The sequence below is a fragment of the Synechococcus sp. JA-2-3B'a(2-13) genome (assembly GCF_000013225.1).
GTDB lineage: Bacteria > Cyanobacteriota > Cyanobacteriia > Thermostichales > Thermostichaceae > Thermostichus.
In genome coordinates this window covers 1,715,502-1,735,683 of record NC_007776.1, presented here as the reverse complement: position 1 = coordinate 1,735,683, position 20,182 = coordinate 1,715,502, and the positions used below count along the sequence as shown (strand labels likewise).

Sequence of the window (20,182 nt, the reverse complement as noted above, 5' to 3'; positions counted from 1 at the left end):
CCTTATGCTATCAAGACTTGAGCTCCTGTGTCCGACCGTACAAACGGGTCAACTCAGAAACCTATGGTACATTAACTTCTGTTTTAACCGTCGCCTTGGAAGTTGTACAGGATTGGAGAGGAGCGCGGCCTCATGCGAAATTGGAAACAGCTTGGACAGGGACTGGATCCCGCCCGCAAAATGGGCTTGGTCAGCTGTCTCTGTGTCACGGCTTTGGGCTTGCCGGCAGGCATGTTGGGCGGCTTGACTTCGCGAGCACAAGCCTCGACGCGAACCGGATCCCCCAACACCCGAGCAGCAGAGCTGTCACCTGCATCCAAATTGCCCCCCCCGGCCACCCCTTCCCAACCCCTCCCTGCTGCCGCAGCCCCAGTCAGAACGCTGCCGAGAATTCCCCAAACCCCTATCTCCGGCCACGAGGGTCTTGCCCCTGCCAAACTGGGTACCCTGAACTTGGATCCTTCTTTGAACCGAACTCGCCAGGCAATCCCGCACCGCCTGGAAGAGGATCCCATTCTCAAGATCGGCGAGCAACGGCAGCAAACCAGCCAGCCCATCTCCACCCTCTACGACTATCAGATGGACGGGCAACAGGTGGTTACTGTCTATGTGCGGGATCTGCCCATTGTCAGTTTTGTCGAGCACCCTGGGCTAGAACCACCGCTGATGCGGGCCAGCACCCTTGTGGCCCAGCTCAACCAAATGGCCCAGGGATCCCTGAAAGACACCACCATCACCTTAGGTTGGGCAGATCTGGAATTGGCCGAACAAGGCCTGGGTGTTCCTCTCTATACCATTCGGGCCAACAGCGAGGAATTGCTGCGCATCGACGCTGGAGTGCTGTTGATCGATAACCAGCGCCCGGTGGATGTGGCTGTTTTGGCTGCCAATCGTCTGCGCCGTCTGCTGCTCGATGCCCCGCCCATTTCAGCTCCGGCCCTGCCTCAACCGGCTGCTCTGACCGCCAAAGCCGCTGTTGCAGGTTCCAAGCCGAAAACAGCCCCTCAACAGGAACCCGCCCCTGTCCGCGTGGTTGGGCCTGTGCAAGAGGGCATTGCTTCTTGGTATGACCTGCACCCAACCCGCCATGAGATGACGGCTGCCCACCCCACCCTGCCCTTTGGCACCGAGGTACGGGTGACCAACCTGAAAAACGGACGCCAGGCTGTCGTGCGCATCAACGATCGCGGCCCTTTTATCCCCGGTCGGATCATCGACCTCTCCCTGCGAGCGGCAGAGGTGTTGGGGATGGTGCGCTCAGGGCTGGCGCCTGTGCGGGTGGAAGTGGTGCAACGCTAGCTAGGGCACGGGTGAAAAGCGCTTGGAATCGGGGGAATAGCGCCAAGAAATGCCCTCGGGATCCCGGCTGCGGCTCCACTCCGGAAACCCGGTTTTGAATTTCCAATAGGTAATGGCGGAAACCACCACCCCCAACCGTTCCGCCAACTGAGTCTGGTTGAGGGGGCGCAGCGGTGCCCGTGGCGCTGTGGCGGCAGTGGGGCTGGGTGCGGGGGCAGAGCCTGCCGACTCCTGGGAGGGCGTGGTTGCAGGGGTGGGTGCTTCCTGCTCCAACCGGTGACTACGGCTGGGCTCCTGGGGACGCAGCAGGCTGAACTGGCTCAACAGGCCAACATTTTCCAGGTTTAAAAGATTTTCCAGGTTAGAGGTTTGGTGGATCAGCTCCAGCTCACGGCGAAACTCATCCTCCAGCACCTGCAGATAGTGCTCCCGCTTCTGCTCCGACTCGGCATCCTTGAGCAGACCCAAGGCAAAGCTGAGGTTCGAGAGGGGCTCGCTCAGATCCTGCAAGAATTTCTTGAACAGAGTGCCCTTCACGTCCGTGAACTGCTGCAACTGCTGCAGTTTTTGCCGCAGCTCCTCGATTCTTTTCTCTTCCAGCTTGCGGTTCTCAAGGCTCTGGCGGTGGTTGTGCAGGGCAATTTCAATGGTGGTGTAGAGTTCCCGCTCTTTGAAAGGCTTGATGATGTAGCCGAAGGGCCGGGTCTCCTTGACGCGGGAGAGCGTGTCCTCATCGGCGTAGGCCGTCAGATGCACCACCGGAATGTTGAAGCGCTCGGTGATCCGCTTGGCGGCTTCTATGCCATCGATATCGCCTTTTAGGACGATATCCATCAAGACCAAGTCCACCGGCATCTCTTCCAGCCTTCGGATCGCTTCTTCCCCGGAAGAAGCAATGGCGGGCACAGCGTAGCCGAATTTTTTCAGAACGTTGGCAATGTCCTTGGCGATGATCTTCTCGTCTTCGACGACCAGGATACTGCCTTTGACAAGGGGTGGAACTCTCTTCAAGGCTCGCTCCTCGGAAAGGTAATGATGAAGGTGGTACCCGGTTTGCTTCTCAATTGTATCTTGCCCTGTAGCTGATCGGTGAGGGTTGCAACCAGTTGTAAACCCAGAGATTGAGTTTCCTTGAAGTCAAAGTTCGGGGGCAAGCCAACGCCATTGTCGGAGACTCGCAACTGAGTATATTTGCGGGTTTGGCTGAAATGAATCTCTATCTCCCCGCTGCGGCCCTTCGGGAAGGCATACTTGAGGCTGTTGGTCACCAACTCGTTGATGATCAGGCCACACAAGACCGCATCGTCCAGGTTGAGGCGGATCCCTTCGGCGCGGATGTTGGCGCGAATGCTCTCGGGGTTTACCCCGTAAGAGTGAAAGAGGTTGGAGATCAAATTGTGTAGGTACTGCTTGAGATCCACAGCGGCCAGATTGTTGGATTGGTACAAACCTTCGTGGATCAAAGACATGGCTTGAATACGGCTGCCGGCATCCTTAAAAACGCGGGCGTACTTGCGGCTTTTGATTTGGTCAGCTTGGAGCCGCAGCAGGCTGGAGATGATTTGCAGGTTGTTTTTGACGCGGTGGTGAATCTCCCGCAGCAGGACTTCTTTTTCCTGAAGGGCAGCTTGGATCTGCAGCTTTGCCCGTTTTTCTTCGGTAATGTCTTCGCAAATGCCGATGATGAAGAGGTTTTTGCCCTCGGGATCCCGGACTGCAGAGACTGCCAGGCGGCACCAAACCACCTTTCCGCTGCGGTGGATGTAGCGTTTTTCCAGGTGGTAGCGATCCCGTTGGCCGTTCAAAACCTCCTGGAAGAGTTGCCAATCTTCCTGAATGTCCTCGGGATGGGTGAGGTCGCAGAAGCTCATGTGGGTCAGTTCGGCAGCGCTATAGCCCAAGATCTCTTCCAGAGCGGGGTTCACTTTTAGGTAATGGCCCCGATGATCGACGATGGAAATGCCCAGGGCTGACTGCTGGAAGATGCCCCGTAAACTCAGCTCACTTTGGCGAAGGGCTGCCTCGGCTTGCTTGCGCTCGGTAATGTCCAAAATCTGGCTTAGAAAGTAGCTGGGATCCCCTTGGGCCGTGCGCACCAGGGTGATGCGAAGAATGGCATAGACTATTTGGCCGTTCTTGTGGATGTAGCGTTGTTCCTGTTCGCACTGATGCACCTGGCCGGCCAGCAGGCGGTTGCTGTTTTCCAGAGTGGTGGCGATGTCGTCGGGATGGGTGATGTCGAGGACGGTTTTCCCTTTGAGATCCTCCAGGGTGTAGCCCAGGGTTTCGGTAAAAGCGGCGTTGATTTGCAAATAGGTGCCATCCACGTGGGTCATGGCCTTGGCAATGGGGGCCCATTCAAAGGATTGGCGGAAGCGTTCTTCACTTTCTTTGAGGGCAATTTCTGCCTCCACGCGGGCGCTGATGTCGATCACCTGGTTGAGAAACTGGGTGGGCTGTCCTTCCTCGTCGGTGAGCAGGGTGGCCTGAAACAGCACATGAACAACCTGGCCGGAACGGTGGGTGTAGCGAATCTGGCGCTGGCTGACAGAGACCTTCCCTGCCAGCAAAGCCTCATTGGCCTCCAGCAGTGGGTTGACATCTTCGGGGTGGAGAATGTCCAGTTGTTGCCGATGCTTCAATTCTTCGGGGGTGTAGCCGACAATCTGGGCAAAGGCATCGTTGACCTGGATAAACCGCCCCTGCAAGTCCACAAGGGCAATTCCATTGGGGGCCAGCTCAAAAATCTGCCGAAAATGGTTGGCGCTTTGTTGCCAGGCTTGCTCTATACGACGCCGTTCGGCTTCCAGTTGCTTGGACTCAGTGATGTCTTCGACGATCCCTGCCACCCGATAGATTTTGCCCTCTTTGTCGGCGATGGGAAAGGTGCGTTCTCGCAGCCAAATCAGGCGGCCATCAGTGTGATAAATGCGGAAGACAACATCGGTGGATTTGCCCTCCGATTGGGCTTTGAGGATGGTGGGGAACAACCAGCGGTCGTCGGGGTGGATCTGGCGGATCCAGGCTTGGGGGTTGGCGTAGGCCTCTTCGGCGGAGCGGCCCCAAATGGCTTCACAGGCTGGGCTGACGTAGATCAGCTCTTTGCTGTAGACCGTTGTAATCCAAAACAGTTGTTGCGTATTCTCTACCAGTTGCAGAAAACGATGCTCGCTCTCTCGGCGGGCTTCTTCCAATTGTTGTTGTCGTTCTTTCAGTTGACGGGATGCTGTGATGTCGGTAACAAATCCTTCAAAATAGAGGGGATCCCCCTGGTCGCTGTAGATGGTACGGGCATTTAAAGAAATCCAAATTAGCCTGCCATCCTTGCAGCAGACTTGGTGTTCAAAATTCACAACTTGACCTTCTCTCAGCATGCGCTGGATGAATTCGGCTCGTTGCTCCGGATCGCTATAGATTTGGGTGCCAATATCGGAGACGTTGTGCATCAAATCCTCAGGGGATTCGTAGCCGAAAATATGGGCCAAGGCCGGGTTGGCAACCAGGTATTTGCCCTCTAGGGTGGTTTGAAAAATGCCTTCGACGGCGTTCTCGAAGATCTGCTGGTAGCGGGCAGCAGTGCTGCGGCTGTCTTGCAGTTGGGATTGGAGCTGCTCGAGGGTTTGCCGATGCTCCTGGGCTTGGAGAAGAATGTGCTTCAGGCTGAGGGCAACGAGGTCAATCTGTTCCCGTTCAAAGGAACTCAGTTGGCGAGGATGGCAGTCAAGCAGGTGCAGATCGGCCAACCGGATCCCCTGCTCAGTCTGCAAGAGGAAGGATTCATGAAAAGGCCATTGCTCAGCCCCAGGACTGGCATTGAGGTTGAAGGGTTCGCCGGCTGGGATCCCTTGCGGATCCCGGTAGAGGATCCCTTTTGAAGACGAGTGGGGATCCGATCCCGGCTGGGCCAGTTCTAGATAGACCAAAGGTACTTTCAACAGTTGACCCAGTAATTGCAACAGCGGGTACAGCGCTGTACCCAGTTCGGTTTGAAGGGACTGCCCTTCCCTGGGAGCAGTCCGCGGGAAAGCAAAACCGTGCACAACGGATCTTGGCGAGCGAGAAATGGGAGGTGACATGGGAAAACCTGGCCGAGGAGCTGGCTCAACCCAGTCCATCACGACAGATCGGGGGTGCCTGGTTGGGCTGATCTCCACAGGGAAAAGGAGCAGGCGCACCCATTCTGCACCCACTCTACTCTAGCGATACTCTGGAGAAACTTACTTTGAAACTTACTTTAGTGAAACATGCTGCTGACGGAGCTATCTTCATGGATGCGCCAGATCGCTTCCCCCAGCACATTGGCTACCGAGAGAACGGTTAACTCGGGAAAGTGCTGCTCTGGAGGGATAGGGATGGTGTTGGTGACGATCACCTCTTCAAACAGGCCACCCCGCAGGCGTTGAATGGCCGGCTCAGAAAAAACAGGATGAATGGCGCAGGCATAAACCGCTTTGGCTCCCAGCTTGCGCAGCAATTTTGCCCCTTCCGAGATGGTGCCTGCGGTATCGATCATGTCATCCACAAGGATGGCAGTTTTCCCCCGCACATCCCCAATCAGATTCATGACTTCCACATCGTTGTGGGCTTGGCGGCGCTTGTCAATGATTGCCAGAGGGGCTTCCTTGAGTTTTTTGGCAAAGGCACGGGCACGAGCCACGCCCCCCACATCGGGAGAGACGACCACAATGTCTTCGTCGAGCAAGCCCTTTTCCTTGAGGTAAGCCTGTAATACCGGCTGGGCGTAGACATGGTCGAGGGGAATGTCGAAGTAGCCTTGAATCTGGGCCGAGTGCAGATCCATAGCCAGCACGCGATGAGCTCCCGCCTGGGTAATCATGTTGGCCACCAGCTTGGCGGTGATCGCTTCTCGGCCTGCCGTTTTGCGGTCGGCGCGAGCGTAGCCGTAGTAGGGCAAGACAGCGGTGATCTGCCGGGCAGAGGCGCGGCGACAGGCGTCAATAATGACCAGCAGTTCCATTAGGTGGTCGTTGACGGGGCGGCAGGTGGGCTGCACCAAGTAGACATCGGCACCCCGGATCGACTCTTGGATTTGGATGTACAGCTCGCCATCGGCAAAGCGCTTGCGCAACATCGGGCCCAGATCCATGCCCAGGTAACGCGCTACCTCCTGAGCCAGAGCCGGGTTGGCGCTGCCTGAGAAGATTTTGAGGCGGTTGCTATCCGAGATGGGTGGCAGGGGAGAAGGGCGGAGAAGAGGGGCAGGGCGAACCACAGATCGATGCTGAACTCGTCCGTAGCCAACGCCTAACGGCGAGCTGTCGCTATCGTAGCACCAGCACTTGCAACCTCAGCAACTGTATTCTTGGGGATTTTCTGGGGAGGCAGGTTACTATGAGCAGAATGAAGGTCGAGCTGCTGCACATCCACAAGCGTTTTGGGGCGGTACAGGCGAACCGCGATGTGTCCTTACGGGTGGAGGCGGGCACGATCCACGGCCTGCTTGGGGAGAATGGGGCCGGCAAAAGTACCTTGGTCAAAATCCTGAGCGGCTTTCTGCGCTGTGATCAGGGGGAGATTTGGATTGATGGGCAACCGGTTCGCATCGACAGCCCTGCAGCAGCCATTCGCCTGGGCATTGGCATGTTGCACCAGGATCCCTTGGATTTTCCTTCTCTGACGGTACTGGAAAACTTTATTGCCGGGCAACGAGGGCGCTTGGGCTTGGGGCTGCGGGAAAGCCGAAGACGTCTCGAGAAAGCCTGTGAAGAGTTTGGTTTTAATCTCAACCCCGATGGAGCCATCGGCAGTTTGACGGTGGGGGAACGGCAACAACTGGAAATGCTGCGGTTGCTTTCCCTGGGGATCAACACCTTGATTTTGGATGAGCCAACGACGGGCATTTCTGCAGCGCAAAAAGATCTTCTGTTCGCGGCTCTGAGAAGGTTGGCGGAGCAGGGCAAATCGGTGATCTTCGTCTCCCACAAGCTGGCCGATGTGGAGTGCCTTTGCGATCGGGTGACGGTGATGCGGCAGGGGGAGGTGGTGGGGGAGCTGCCTGTTAGAGGTGAGGACATTGCCCTGCTGGAACAGCGGTTGATCGATTGGATGTTCGGGCGGGAGTTGGCACCCCCGGCTCGGCCCCATTCTCCGCAAAGGAGGGCGGATCCCCTGTTGGAGTTGCGCTCTCTGGTGGTGCGGCATGAGCCGTTTGCCTTGGCTTTGCCAGATCTGGCGGTGCAGCCGGGGGAAGTGATTGGGTTGGCCGGTTTGGAAGGCAGTGGGCAACGCTCTTTCCTGCTCACCTGTGCAGGGTTGTTGCCGCCCAGGCGTGGCCGGATTCTGTTGGGGGGGCAGGAGATGACAGGCCGTCCTTACGGCGACTATCTGCGCTGTGGGGTGGGGTTTTCTCCGGCGGATCGGCTGCGGGAAGGGCTGATCCCCGGCTTAACCTTGCAGGAGCATTTTGCCCTCCAGCAGCAGGATCCCTGGATCAACTGGGCTCTGGCCCGTCAGCAGGCCCAAGCGGCCATTGAACACTTCAGCATTCGCGGTCACCCCTACAGCCGGGTGGAGCAACTCTCGGGGGGCAACCAGCAGCGCAGCCAGTTGGCTCTCTTGCCCACACCCCTGAGTCTTTTGCTGATGGAGCACCCAACGCGAGGGTTGGACATTGAGTCGGCGCTGTGGGTCTGGGGGCAATTGCTGGAACGCACCCAAGCGGGTACGGTTATTCTTTTTGCCTCGGCGGATTTGGACGAGATCCTGCAGTACAGCGACCGAGTGATGGTGTTCAGCGGCGGACAGGTCTCGGAGCCCATTCCGGCGGCGGAGCTCACCGTTTCACGCCTGGGGCAGATGATGACACTCCCCGTCACCAACAGCAGCGAGATTCCAGGGATCCCAACTGAGGTTTAGAGGGCTGGTCGCATCAGCAGGAACTGACACTCTGCCGCAGCAGGAGAAGGATTTGAGAACGGCATGGCAACCGGCTAGAGCAAGGCTTAGAGTAGCAGTAGCCCCAAGCCTTTTGCTCAAGGAATCTGGCCATGGGATCCCAGGATCACCTCTTGCCTCCAGGAGCAGAGGAGCTGCAATCTGACCGCTCGCCCTCCTCGGAGCAAGTCCTTTTGGAGCTCACCGTTCGGGGATCCCGGCAGCAGGTGTTGCGAGGTTTGCGAGCTTGGCTGGAGCTGGGCTTACTGACCCCAGAGCACTTTCGCCTGCTGGTGGAGCAGTATCGGCTGGAGGCGGAGGAGAGAGAAGCAAGGCCAGGGGCAGTTTCCCCTGGCGACGAGATCCCGGCCCGTCTTGGCTCGGCCTACGTGCTGTGGCTTTTAGGTTTACTTGGCATTTGTGGCTTGCACCGTTTTTATCTGGGCCGCTGGGGCACGGGGCTGCTCTGGCTGCTTACTTTTGGGCTGCTGGGGATCGGACAGCTCCTGGATTTGATTTGGATCCCAGGGATGGTGCGAGAAAGAAATGCTCGCCTGGCCGGATCTGGGGTTGAGGAACCTGCGGTCGAGGGGGGAGAAGAGCCCCAAGCTGCCCCTCAACCTGTTCGCGCCAGCGGTGCGGAGCACTATCGCGCTACTCGGACGGAGTCCTTGTCCCCCTCTCCCCCGGCACTGGCTGTTTTGCTGCGGAACTTGCTGTCCGAGCTAAGCGTGACTTGGCTGTTGCTGCTGGGCCTGTTTTTGGTGGTGGTGTCCTCGGGGGTGCTGGCGGCCAGCCACTGGGAGCAATTTTCTCCAACTGCTCAGTATGGGGTGCTCTTGGCCTATACGGCGGCTTTTGGGGTAGGTGCTGGATGGATCCAACGGCAGGAAGGGCTGCGTCTAACCGGTCAAACCTTGGAGGCTATTGCCCTGCTGCTGGTGCCGGTGAACGTGTGGGCCCTGGATGGGCTGGGGATCCTTTGGGGGATCCGCATCCTGGCGCTGGGCTTGCTGCTGGGGATCCCGTTGACGGCTGAGGGTCGGGTGCGCTCGCTGGGTTCAGGTGCCGGCTTTCGCGACAGCGGTGTGGAGCCCAATGCCTTTTCCAATGCCTTTTACGGAACCTTGGTGAACTTTTTGGCCCTCTCTGGCTTGCACGCTTTCTGGAGCTTGGGGCCGCAGGAGCTTCGCCCTGCTTTTGTCCTGGGGATCCTGTATCTGGGGATCCTCAGCACCGTGATTTACACCTGGAGCCGCCGGTCTCGGGAATTACGGGGCTCCAGGCTCTGGCTAATCGGGGCTGCCGGATCCCTGTTGATCCTGCGGGGGCTGCTGTCTGGGCATGTCCAAGTGCCGCAGTTGGGGTTGGCGGTGGCCCTGTTGGGTTGGCTAGCAGCGGAATGGCCCCAGGGATCCCCGGACGTCGTAGCAGAAGGCGCTCAGGAGGGGACGCTCTCCCGCTGGTGGGAGGGGAGCTGGGTGCTGTTGGTGGTGGGCTGGCTGCTGGCTGCCATTGGCTTGGCGGAGAGCCCTTTCAGCGGCTGGCAGTTGCTGGGGATTAGCCTGCTGGGGATCCATGTCTTAATCGGGCGCTTGCGCCGACACACCCAGTCGCCCCAGCGGGACGAAGTCCTTAGGGTGCATTTGACGTTGCTGTTCTTGCTGGGCCTGGAAACTTGCTGGGCTTTTTGGCAGGTGTGGCCAGCAAGCTGGCGGCAAGAGGTTGTAGCTACAGTAACCAACTGGTTTCAGCCCCTTGATTCCCCTTGGGGCTTGCTGGGGTTGGCGCTGCTGCCCTACGAGGTGCTGTGGCTGGGGTTGGCGGCCCGCTGGCAGAGGAGCGGTCCAGAAGCCGGTGAGACAGGCTTTTCTAGGCTGGTAGAACCAACAGAGCGCTTGGTTTTGGGGCTAGGGGGATCCCTGCTGCTCTTGAGCCTTCCCTATCCGGCCATTCGCTTTTGGCACTTGCTTTTGAGCGCCGGGATCCTGGCCTGGTGGCTACAACAAAAGTCCAGATCAGGAGAAACTCCCAACTTTCTTTGGGTACTCCTGACCCACGCCTACGGAGTGGGGGCACTGCTGGCCGGGATCCGCTGGCTTTTGCCCGACTTGTTCGCGCCAGCGGTGCGGAGCACTAGCCTGTCCAGTTGGGGAGTGGTTCTGCTGCTGGTGGGCCTATTGGAATGGGCAGGGCGGGTGGCTCTGGGTGGGTCAGGGCGCTTTTGGGGATTGCCCGTGGGGCTGTGGCAGCGAAGTGCAGATGGCATAGGGTCGGTGTTGGTGGGATCCAGCTACTTGGCGTTTTTGCTGCAACGGCTCCCCGAGTTGTCTGCGACGGGTGAACAATCCTTTGGCTGGCTGTGGCTGCTGGTGCCTCTTGTTTTGACGGCAGCTCAGGTATTGGCCCTGCCTCCCCTGGAGTTCATGCCCCGCTGGCTGCAGAGCCCAGAGCAAGGGGGATTGGGATCCCTTTCCTGGCAGCAGGGGATCCCGGAGCGCGGGTCTTTGCGTTTCCCGGCAGTTCTCTCCCTTTTGCTGGCCCAGTTACTCACCTTTGGAAGGCCGGGGGTTGAGTTTCTGGGTCTGGGCTTGGGGTTGCTGCTGATGGCCACTCAGGTGTGGGTGTGGGCCTCTTTCCCCTCCGCCGACCATGAGCTCCACACCGCCAACGCAGTTGTTCCAGCAGAGGTGCTGTTGACAGTGACGTTTGGCTGGGGGTTCGGTCTGGTGGGAATCCATCGGCTGTTCCCCGCTTTAACGGAGTCAGAATGGCTGACGGCCTTGGGGGTGCTGCTGTTGTTCGCGACAGCGGTGCGGAGCACTAGCGGCTGTCGCTACAGCCTAGGGACTCCGTTCCACTACCTCTCTCCCCGCCTTCGGGCAGCTTACCGACCGGTGCTGGATGGCTTTGGCTTTCTGCTGGGGATCGTACTTTTACTTTCCCTAACGTTGCAGACATTGCAGCCAGAAGCAGGTCGCATCGGTGGTGGAAAGTACCTGGATTCCCCAGTGGCTCTGACCCTGGCCTCTGGGACTGTCCTGGTGGCCATTGTTTTGCGGCTTTGGGTGGAAGTGGCTCCCGCTTTTTATCGCGACGGCGGTGTCCATCCTGCTGGCTTGGAGAGCGAAAGCCCGTCTCCTTCCAGGGCGGAGGATGTCTCAACTGGCGGCAGCGGTCAGGAGGCTTCGTCGGCCATCTCATGGTCTGTAATGGAGAGGCTGTCCTATGGGCTGATCTGGGCTTTGGAGCTGTTGGTGGCCAGCAGCCTCTTGTGGGTGGTGCAGGGATCCCGTCCTGTTGCCCCTCTGCTTGCCGTCATCAATCTGAGCCTGGGGATCCTCTTTTGGATTGGGCCGGAGAAACTCCTCTTTGAGCGGCCCGATCGCGCTGGTGGGACGGAGTCCTCAGGGGGACAACTCCTGCAGCGGGTCAAGGCTCTGAGTTGCTGGGGGACAGCGCCGCTGATCTATGCCGGCTTGGGCTGGCTGGGATCCCATGCCCAGTGGAGTGAGGTAACGGGCTTGGGCAGCTTAGGTCTCTCCATCGTGTTGCTGGGCCTGGGGCGTCGACAGGCGGTCCAACGGGCGCAAGAGCAAGGCCGGGAAGACCTCCGTCCTGCCAACTGGAAAGGGCTCCTGGGCGCTTGGGGCGTGTCTGTGGCCGCCTACGAGAGCTGGGTTTACTTCCTCAGCCAGCGAACTGGGGGATCCCTGGCAAATGGGTTGGTGTTGATCGCTCTGTTAGGGCTGAGCTTGGCCTGGGGCTACGGCTTTTGTCCCCCTTGGCTGGCGGCGACCCTGCAGCTTAAAAGAGCTGGGTTGCGCTGGATGGCCTTGGCCAACTGGGCTCTGGCCAGCCTTGTCCTCTGGTCTGCCCTTTTCGATCCTCGCCTCAGCCGTTGGGGACAGCTCCTCTGGGTGCTGACGGGATCCGGCCTGGTGGCCTATGCCGCCGGACAGGCGAGAACCTCAACTCTAGAATCTCCAACAGAGCAAAATTGGGTGCCAACGGTCTGGGGTTACCTCAGTGCATGGCAAGGAGCTGGGGTTCTGCTGGGCGGTGTGTTCCTGGGGCTGCCGCAGCTATCCATAGCGCGATGGGCCGGATCCCTGCTCTGTGGGCTGGGGCTGGTTTACCACGGCTTGCCCTGGCGACGGTGGGGCTGGCCGGCGGCTCCTTGGCAGAATACAGCCCTGGTGCTGCCCCTGGCCGCTTTTCTGGTAACCGCGGGAGGAAATAACACCCTTAATCTGCTGCTGGGGGCAACCTACTATGCCCTGCTGGCTATCTGGAGATCCCAAGTGCGCCTGGGCTATGTCAGCCTGTTCTTGAGCAACTGGATCCTGTGGAATTACGGCTGGCATCAGGATTGGGCTTCCCTGACGTTCTATGCCCTGCCCCTGGTGGGATCCCTGCTCTATGTGGCCCAGGTGGATCCGGGATTACAGGAAACCAACGGACGGCGGGGGCGGCATTGGCTGCGGCTGGTTTCCTTGGGCACATGGCTGCTGGTGGTGCTGGTGGAAACTCACGGGCAACGGTGGACGGGCTTTTGGCCGGTAGGGTTGGGTTTGGCCTTGGGTCTGCTGGGCTTGGCCTTGCGGGTAAGAGCCTATCTCTTCGTGGGCACGCTGGCCTTTGGGCTGGGGATCCTGCGGCAGGGATGGCTGTTGGTAACAACTGATGCGCTGCTGCTCTGGGCCACTGGGATCCTGCTGGGCCTGCTTCTGATTTGGACGGCAGCCAATCTTGAAAGGCGTCGAGAAGAGGTGGGATCCCGCCTCTCCGCTTGGCTAGGGCAACTGCAGAGCTGGGAATAGCTCCCCCAGTGGGAGAGGGGTCGAGAGTGAGCCAGTGGGGCAAGGGGCATGTCAAACTGGTGCTGGCCTTGCTTTGGAGGATGGGGTCTATTGCTGGGCAACGTTGACCCAAAGGTGTCTTCTCAGCCTAGGTGGAAAAAGCTTCTGCGGCAGATCTTGGCTCCTTGGCGCGAGTTCGATGGCATGTTGCTGGCCACGGTGCTGGCCTTGACAGGCATCGGCATTCTTGCCATCCGCAGCGCAGTCTGGGAGCGGCCCATCAGCCACTATTGGCTGCAGCAGTTGATCATGGCCGGGATCAGCCTGGTGTTTTTGGGAATGGTAGCCCGGATCCCGTATGAGCGGCTTTTGCGCTGGCACTGGTTCACCTACTTCCTGACCTTGGCAGGTTTAATTGCAGTGCTCTTTTTCGGCACGGCGGGGGGAGGGGCGGAGCGCTGGCTCTCCATCGCTGGCTTTCAGGTGCAGCCTTCTGAGTTTGCCAAGCTGGGGGTAATTGTTACCCTGGCTGCTCTCCTGCACCACTGGCCGATCAAGTACTTCAGCCAGATTTGGGTGGCCGTTGCCGTCATTGCTCCTCCCTGGATCTTGATTTTCCTGCAGCCCAACCTGGGCACTGCCCTGGTGTTTGTGGTGATTGTGCTGGTCATGCTCTACTGGGCCGGAGCCAAGGGCAGTTGGATCCTCTTGCTTTTGTCGCCGGGGGTGGGAGCCATTCTCTATGGCTTACACACTCGCCCAGAGCTGAGCTGGATGCTTTGGGTTTGGCTGCTCTGGTGTCTGGGAATGGCGGGGTTGGCTGCTTGGCGTCTCCCCTGGCAGTGGACGGGGGCCGTAACTTTTGGGGTAATCAACCTGCTCTCGGGGCAGTTGGGTCAGCTAGCTTGGCACCTTCTCAAGCCCTATCAGCGGCGGCGGCTGGAGATTTTTATCGATCCCATGCAAGAGCCCTGGGGAGCCGGCTATCACCTCATTCAATCCCGCATTGCCATCGGAGCCGGCGGCCTCTGGGGCCGCGGTATCCAGCAGGGCACCCAAACCCAGCTGGACTTCATCCCCGAACAGCACACGGATTTTATTTTCTCCGCCATTGGGGAAGAGATGGGCTTTGTGGGCACCCTGACGGTGCTGATCCTGTTCTGGATCCTGTGTGCGCGGCTGATCTGGATTGCCCAAGGGGCCAAGGACAATTTTGGATCCCTGATTGCCATTGGGGTGCTGGCGATGATCCTCTTTCAGGCGGTGGTGAACATCAGCATGACCATCGGCCTGGCCCCGATTACCGGCTTGCCTTTGCCTTTTCTAAGTTATGGCCGCTCGGCTCTACTGACCAATTTTCTGGCCATTGGCTTGGTGGAATCGGTGGTGATGCACCGCCAGCGTACTAGTCTTTTCAAGTAGGCAGGCTCAATTTGCCTCCAGCGGGTTTGGCCTCAACAAGGGGAAGCTGCTGCCAGCGTTGGGCAACACTGGCCAAGGATCTTAAGATAGGAACACGGAGCCCCGGCTGGTCGAGCTGGCATGTTGCGTTTGGATCCTGCCCTCTACTTTGACCACAGCGCCACCACTCCGCCTCGGCCTGAGGTGATCGAGGCCATGCAGATGGCGATGCAGGAAAGCTGGGGCAACCCCTCCAGCTTGCACGGGTGGGGAGAACGGGCCGCCATGGCCATGGAGCGGGCGCGGCAGCAGGTGGCCGAGCTGCTTAACTGTGAGCCGGAGGCGCTGCTGTTTACCTCAGGCGGGACGGAGTCCAACAACCTGGCCCTGTTTGGGGTGGCCCAGCGCTACTCTACTCCCCAACATCTCATCATCTCCAGCGTCGAGCACGCCTCGGTGGAGAATGCTGCCCGCCAGTTGCAGTCCCAAGGCTGGCAGGTCACCCGTCTGCTGGTGAACGCCGCCGGCCAGGTGGATCCCCAGACTTTGATCCAGGCGCTGCAACCCAATACCGTTTTGGTCTCCATCGTCCACGGCCAAAATGAGGTGGGATCCCTGCAGCCCATTGCAGAGCTGGGTCAGATCTGTCGCCAGGCGGGGGTGCTCTTCCACACCGACGCTGTGCAGACGGTGGGGCGGATCCCGCTGGATCTGGCGCAACTGCCGGTGGATCTGCTCTCCCTTTCCGGGCATAAACTCTACGGGCCCCAGGGGGTGGGGGCGCTGTACGTGCGCCCAGGGGTGGAGCTGCGACCGCTGCTGCGGGGGGGCGGGCAAGAACGGCGGCTGCGGGCTGGCACCCAAGGGATCCCGGGCATTGTCGGCTTGGGAGTGGCGGCAGCTTTGGCGGCCCAAGAGCTATCTCAAGAAACGGCCCGCCTGCGGCAATTGCAACGGCATTTGGCCCAGTTGCTAGCGGAGGTGCCCGGTTTGCGGCTGACCGGCCCCGTCCGTTTGGAGCAGCGCTTGCCCCACCACCTCAGCTACTGCGCCGCAGGGATCCCGGGGAATGTGCTGGTCAGGGCCCTAAGCCGCCAGGGGATCGCCATTAGCGCCGGCTCCGCCTGTAGCAGTGGCCAACTGATCCCCAGCCGCATCCTCTTGGCCATGGGCCACTCAGAAGCCGAGGCGCTGGGATCCATTCGCCTTAGCCTTGGCAAAGCCACCACCTACGCTGCGGTTGAGTATGTGGCCCGATGTCTACAAACGGAGCTTGCCTCCATCTCCAAATCCGTAGCCTTGGGGAATGCGGCAACTCAATCCCCGTTGTCGATCCCCGTCACGTAGCCGGATCGAAGGTCGGGCAGGCTGGGTTAAGGTGATAAAGAGTTACAGGGCTGGTCGCTATGGCTGAGATGAGTCCGTATCAGGTGTTGGGAATTAGCGAAGAAGCCTCTTTTGAAGAGATTCAATCGGCGCGGGCTCGGCTCCTGGCCAGCTTGGGCGCCGATGAACAGCAGCAAGAGCGGGTGGAGCAAGCCTACGATGCCATCCTGATGCAGCGCCTGCGCCTGCGCAAAGAGGGCAAAATCGCCGTTCCCGATCGCATTCGCTACGCCGAACAACGGGCTGCCCATCCTGAGCCGGAGCTGAGTTTGCCTCGCCCTGCTGCCCAAAATCCCCCCTGGGTCAGCCGCTGGTTGGATACCCCCTCTACCGCCGATGCCCTCTGGCCTGCGGCGCTGCTGGGTGGGCTGGGGGGTTGGGTTATCCTGGCTCCCGATGAGTACCCCTCGCTGCAACTGGCCTTGGGGCTGATGGCTTGTATCTATTTCCTGTACCGCAAAGAGCGCCGCTTCATTCGCGCTTTTCTCTTGGCCCTGGCGGGCCTGAGCCTGGGGCTGATGTTGGCCTACGGCATTGCCCTTCCTCTCACCGGTGGCGATGCTCCTGGTGCGCTGTTGGTGGGGATCACGTTTACGGTGATGTGGTTGGTGACCAGCTTTCTGCGCTAGCTGCCGGTTGGCAACGGATATCCAACCAGGGATCATCCTCACCTGCCAAACCGCCGCTGCCGCGACTGATAGCTAAGCAAGGCTTGGTGAAAAGCGGCTCGGTCGAAATCCGGCCAGAGGATGGGGGTGAAATACTGCTCGGTGTAGGCCATCTGCCAGAGCAGGAAGTTGCTGATGCGCATCTCGCCGCTGGTACGGATCAGCAGATCAGGATCCGATAAGCCGGTGGTGTAGAGAAATTGGGAAAAGAGGGCCTCGTCAATCTGATCCGGCTGCAGCAGCCCCTGCTGCACCAAGGTGGCAATGGAGCGGCAGGCTTGTAGGATCTCCTGTCGTCCCCCGTAGTTGAGGGCCACCGTCAGGCAAATGCCCTTGTTGTGCTGGGTGCAGGCCACCGCATGCACGATGGTTTCCTGCAGAGAGTGGGGCAGAGCCGACAACTGGCCGGCAAACTGGATGCGCACCCCCTGCTGCACCATTTCCCCCAATTCCTGCCACAGCACCTGCTCGAACAAAGTCATGAGAAAATCCACCTCCTCGCGGGCCCGGCCCCAGTTCTCGGTGGAGAAGGCATAGGCGGTAAGGGCTGGGATCCCCCAGTCATCACAACAGCGCAGCAGCTCCTTCAGGGCCGCTACCCCTCGCTGATGCCCAACACTGCGGGGTAAGCCCCGTTTTTGCGCCCAACGCCCGTTGCCATCCATCACCACCGCCACATGGCGGGGCAACAACTGCGGATCTAGGTCGGCAGGCAACTGCAGAAGATGGGCAGGAGAAAGGGTCATGGGGATCAGTCTTTCGGGAGGGTTTTCTCAGGTTTGCGAAAGAGTTTAGTCAGATCGGCAAGGGATCCCCACCAGCGCAGCGGCCCATTGCGAAACCAGGGGTGGGCCCACAATCCCTTTAGCGGAGCATCTCGTTTTTTGGCATCGCGGGGATTGCGCAACCGCTGTACCAGCAGTTCGTGTAACTTGGCACTGGTCAGAGGCCGCTCGATGCGCCCACCCTCCGCCAGGGAAATGGATCCCGTTTCTTCTGAGACCACAATACACAAGCAATTGGTCTGCTCTGTGATCCCCATCGCAGCGCGGTGCCGTGTGCCCAGCTGTCGGGAGGCGGCCCGCTCCGAAACCGGCAGGATGACCCCCGCTGCGCGAATGCGATTCCGATGGATGACCACAGCCCCATCATGCAACAAAGTTGAAGTCTGGAAAATGGTCTGCAAGATCTCCCGCGACACCCGCGCCTGGAGAGGTACTCCTTTGTCGGTAAACACCCGCGAGTCAATTGGTTGCTCCGGCTCAATCACAATCAGCGCTCCTGTGCGGTTTTGGGAAAGTTCTCGCACTGCTTGCACCAGTTCTTCCACCAAATCTTCCTCAGGATCCTCCTCGTCATCGCCTGCGTTGCTCGGCCACTCCATGCGGATGGCTCTTGCCAACTGCTCCAGCAGCCGGCGAAACTCCGGTTGAAAGAGCACGCCCATGGCTACAGCTGCGCCCAGGAGCAGGCGATCCAAGATCAGGTGAACCAAGGGGAGAGAGGCTGTGGCCAGGTACAGCACCAGCAGCACTATAAATCCCCTCACCAGCACCCCAGCACGACTTTCGCGGGTGTAGTAGAGAGCCAAAGCCAACAGAAAGACAGCCAGAGCCCAGTCCAAGAGGCTGAGAAAGTTAAACTGCTGTAGCCAAGCCCATAAGGCCGCCAGCATGGCGAAAAACCCCGTTCACGCTCCCCTCATTGCGGACCTTCTGCCTGGTGCCGTTCTGCACCTCAGAACCCCTGTTGGACTGCGGCCCCCAGACCAGCCTACCACTCACCTCCTGGCTGTCTTCCAGTCTTTCTCGCATGAGGTGCGTTGGCTGCGGTCGGCGCTGCCAGGAAAGGCTGTGCCTCTACTGACCAGATGGGTATGGGCAAACTTCCCCTTCAACGCAGCAACCGCTCTGGCAAGACATCTTGACGGATTAAGTCGGCATAAGTTTCTCGCCGCACAATCAACTGGGCCTCTCCCTCGTTGACCAGCACCGCGGCTGGCCGAGGGAAGCGATTGTAATTGGAAGCCATGCTGTAGTTGTAGGCCCCCGTCGCCAAAACCACCAACACTTCTCCTGCCATTGGGGCGGGCAGAAGCACATCCTTCAACAGCACATCCCCCGACTCGCAGTGCTTGCCGGCCACCGTTACCCGCTGCGTGGCCTCTGCCTCTGGTCGGTTGGCCAGAAGGGCGGTATAGCGGGCTTGATAGGTGATCGGGCGGGGGTTGTCGGACATACCACCGTCGATGGTGATGTAGGTGCGTCCTTGGGGCAGGTCATCGCTGGGAGGGATCCGCTTTTGCCCTCCCAGGGTGTAGGCGGTCACGGCAGCCGGCCCAATCACAGATCGTCCGGGCTCGCAGAGCACCTTGGGCAAAGGGATCCCGGACTGGGCAAAGGCTTGTTGCACCGCCGTTGCCACAGTTTCCACCCACTCCGGGATGGAGGGGGGATCATCGGATTCGATATAGCGGATCCCCAGGCCCCCACCCACATTCAGCTCTTGTAGGGGCAACCCTCTGCCCAGCCCTTGCCGCCAGATCTGGGCCAGCACCCCCGCCAGGTCGCGGTGGCCCTGTAGATCAAAAATCTGTGACCCAATGTGGGCATGGAGCCCAACGCACTGCAGTTGGGGATGGGCTGCCAAAAAGTCAAACACTTCCGGCAGTTGCCATTGGCCGATGCCGAATTTGCTGTCGGTTTGTCCGGTGCGGATGTACTCGTGGGTGTGGACGTCAATACCAGGGTTAACCCGCAGGAGCAGCCGCGCTGGCCGTGCGGGCGTGGTCAGGGCCGACACCTGCTGCAGTTCGTACAGGCTATCGACCACCAAAGTACAGCCCGTCTCCAGGGCCAAGTTCAGCTCGTCGAGAGACTTGGCGTTGCCGTGCAGATAGAGATCTTCACCTTTGGCCCCCGCCTGCAGGGCCGTGTACAGCTCCCCGCCAGAAGCCACATCCAACCCCAGCCCTTCTTGCAGCGCCAATGCACAGATGGCCAGGCAATTCCAGGCTTTCGTGGCGTACAAAACCCGGGATCCCCCGGCGTAGCAGCGGGCCCAGGTGTCACGGTAAAGCTGGCAGGCGCGGCGCAGCGTCCATTCGTCCAGGATGTAGAGAGGGGATCCAAACTGGCGCACCAGCTCCACCACGTCGCACCCCCCAATTTCCAAGTGCCCCCGGCTGTTGATACGGCTGGTCAAGGGGCGCAAAGACTGGTTGGGGGAAAGGGTCTGCTCTGGATGGGTGGGAGTGCCGAGGGTCGAAATCATGGTCAGGAGTCAGAAAACTGTCTTAAACGATATCAAGTTCCTTATTCAGTTTGTCTTGAAAAGTGCCCAGCTCTAACCCGATCCCTTTATACCCAGCTCTGGGGCTGCCTCGTTCCGCTTCGACTCTGACTCCTCGGTTTTGAGATGGCTGACAATTGGCACAGTGGGAGTGTGTCTGACTTACGCAACACCTTCTGCTATGATGAAAGACCGGTGTCAACGGGTCGATGCCCGAGGGGTTAAAGGGGGCGGACTGTAAATCCGCTGGCTTACGCCTACGTTGGTTCGAATCCAACTCGGCCCACCATCGGCTTTGCCCACGTGGCTCAGTGGTAGAGCACCCCCTTGGTAAGGGGGAGGTCACGAGTTCGATCCTCGTCGTGGGCTTGGCGCTCTGAAGATGATCCCAGCCGCTGGCGCTAGAAGAGCTATGGCCCGAACAACTGGGGAGATGACAAG

At 59.5% G+C, this 20,182-nt stretch carries 12 protein-coding genes and 2 tRNA genes; 8 read left to right on the top strand and 6 right to left on the bottom strand.

The window, feature by feature from the left end; genetic code table 11:
- The first annotated feature begins 132 nt into the window (after positions 1-132).
- Complete coding sequence (locus tag CYB_RS07875; RefSeq protein WP_011433259.1) at positions 133-1,299, top strand: septal ring lytic transglycosylase RlpA family protein; 1,167 nt, start codon at positions 133-135, stop codon at positions 1,297-1,299.
- On the opposite strand, the gene CYB_RS07870 is transcribed toward CYB_RS07875, so the two are convergent.
- The 3 genes from CYB_RS07870 to CYB_RS07860 all read right to left on the bottom strand — a co-directional run bounded on the left by CYB_RS07870 (position 1,300) and on the right by CYB_RS07860 (position 6,532).
- Positions 1,300-2,310, bottom strand: a complete 1,011-nt coding sequence (locus tag CYB_RS07870) for a response regulator (protein ID WP_011433258.1) — start codon at positions 2,308-2,310, stop codon at positions 1,300-1,302.
- Entirely contained in the window at positions 2,307-5,234 is a 2,928-nt protein-coding gene (locus tag CYB_RS07865) for a PAS domain S-box protein (RefSeq protein ID WP_238376724.1), read from the bottom strand. Before CYB_RS07865 ends, CYB_RS07870 begins: the two co-directional genes overlap by 4 nt.
- A gap of 299 nt (positions 5,235-5,533) precedes the next feature.
- Positions 5,534-6,532, bottom strand: coding sequence for a ribose-phosphate pyrophosphokinase (locus CYB_RS07860; protein WP_011433256.1), 999 nt, complete (start codon positions 6,530-6,532; stop codon positions 5,534-5,536).
- 119 nt (positions 6,533-6,651) lie between these two features.
- Between CYB_RS07860 and CYB_RS07855 the strand changes: the two genes are divergently transcribed.
- The 5 genes from CYB_RS07855 (at position 6,652) to CYB_RS07835 (ending at position 16,411) form a co-directional block, all read left to right on the top strand.
- Positions 6,652-8,175: an ABC transporter ATP-binding protein gene (locus tag CYB_RS07855; RefSeq protein ID WP_011433255.1), complete on the top strand. Its 1,524-nt coding sequence runs from the start codon at positions 6,652-6,654 to the stop codon at positions 8,173-8,175.
- Positions 8,176-8,306: 131 nt separating this feature from the next.
- Positions 8,307-13,016 (top strand): NINE protein, encoded by a 4,710-nt coding sequence (locus CYB_RS07850; RefSeq protein ID WP_011433254.1) that lies wholly within the window; start codon positions 8,307-8,309, stop codon positions 13,014-13,016.
- 90 nt (positions 13,017-13,106) lie between these two features.
- Positions 13,107-14,417 carry a rod shape-determining protein RodA gene (rodA, locus tag CYB_RS07845; protein ID WP_011433253.1) on the top strand — a complete coding sequence of 437 codons (1,311 nt, stop codon included), beginning with the start codon at positions 13,107-13,109 and terminating at the stop codon, positions 14,415-14,417.
- 120 nt (positions 14,418-14,537) lie between these two features.
- Positions 14,538-15,743 carry a cysteine desulfurase family protein gene (locus CYB_RS07840; RefSeq protein WP_041436530.1) on the top strand — a complete coding sequence of 402 codons (1,206 nt, stop codon included), beginning with the start codon at positions 14,538-14,540 and terminating at the stop codon, positions 15,741-15,743.
- Positions 15,744-15,811: 68 nt separating this feature from the next.
- Positions 15,812-16,411, top strand: coding sequence for a CPP1-like family protein (locus CYB_RS07835; RefSeq protein WP_011433251.1), 600 nt, complete (start codon positions 15,812-15,814; stop codon positions 16,409-16,411).
- A 38-nt stretch (positions 16,412-16,449) separates the two neighbouring features.
- On the opposite strand, the gene CYB_RS07830 is transcribed toward CYB_RS07835, so the two are convergent.
- From CYB_RS07830 to lysA, 3 genes are all read right to left on the bottom strand, one after another.
- Complete coding sequence (locus CYB_RS07830; protein ID WP_011433250.1) at positions 16,450-17,196, bottom strand: isoprenyl transferase; 747 nt, start codon at positions 17,194-17,196, stop codon at positions 16,450-16,452.
- 5 nt (positions 17,197-17,201) lie between these two features.
- Complete coding sequence (gene cdaA / locus CYB_RS07825) at positions 17,202-18,125, bottom strand: diadenylate cyclase CdaA (RefSeq protein ID WP_011433249.1); 924 nt, start codon at positions 18,123-18,125, stop codon at positions 17,202-17,204.
- A gap of 218 nt (positions 18,126-18,343) precedes the next feature.
- A complete protein-coding gene (lysA, locus tag CYB_RS07820) occupies positions 18,344-19,723 on the bottom strand; it encodes a diaminopimelate decarboxylase (protein WP_011433248.1) in 1,380 nt (459 codons plus the stop codon).
- A gap of 221 nt (positions 19,724-19,944) precedes the next feature.
- Between lysA and CYB_RS07815 the strand changes: the two genes are divergently transcribed.
- Together CYB_RS07815 and CYB_RS07810 are read left to right on the top strand one after the other, a co-directional pair.
- Positions 19,945-20,030, top strand: a tRNA-Tyr gene (locus CYB_RS07815).
- An 8-nt stretch (positions 20,031-20,038) separates the two neighbouring features.
- Positions 20,039-20,110, top strand: a tRNA-Thr gene (locus CYB_RS07810).
- Positions 20,111-20,182: the final 72 nt, after the last annotated feature.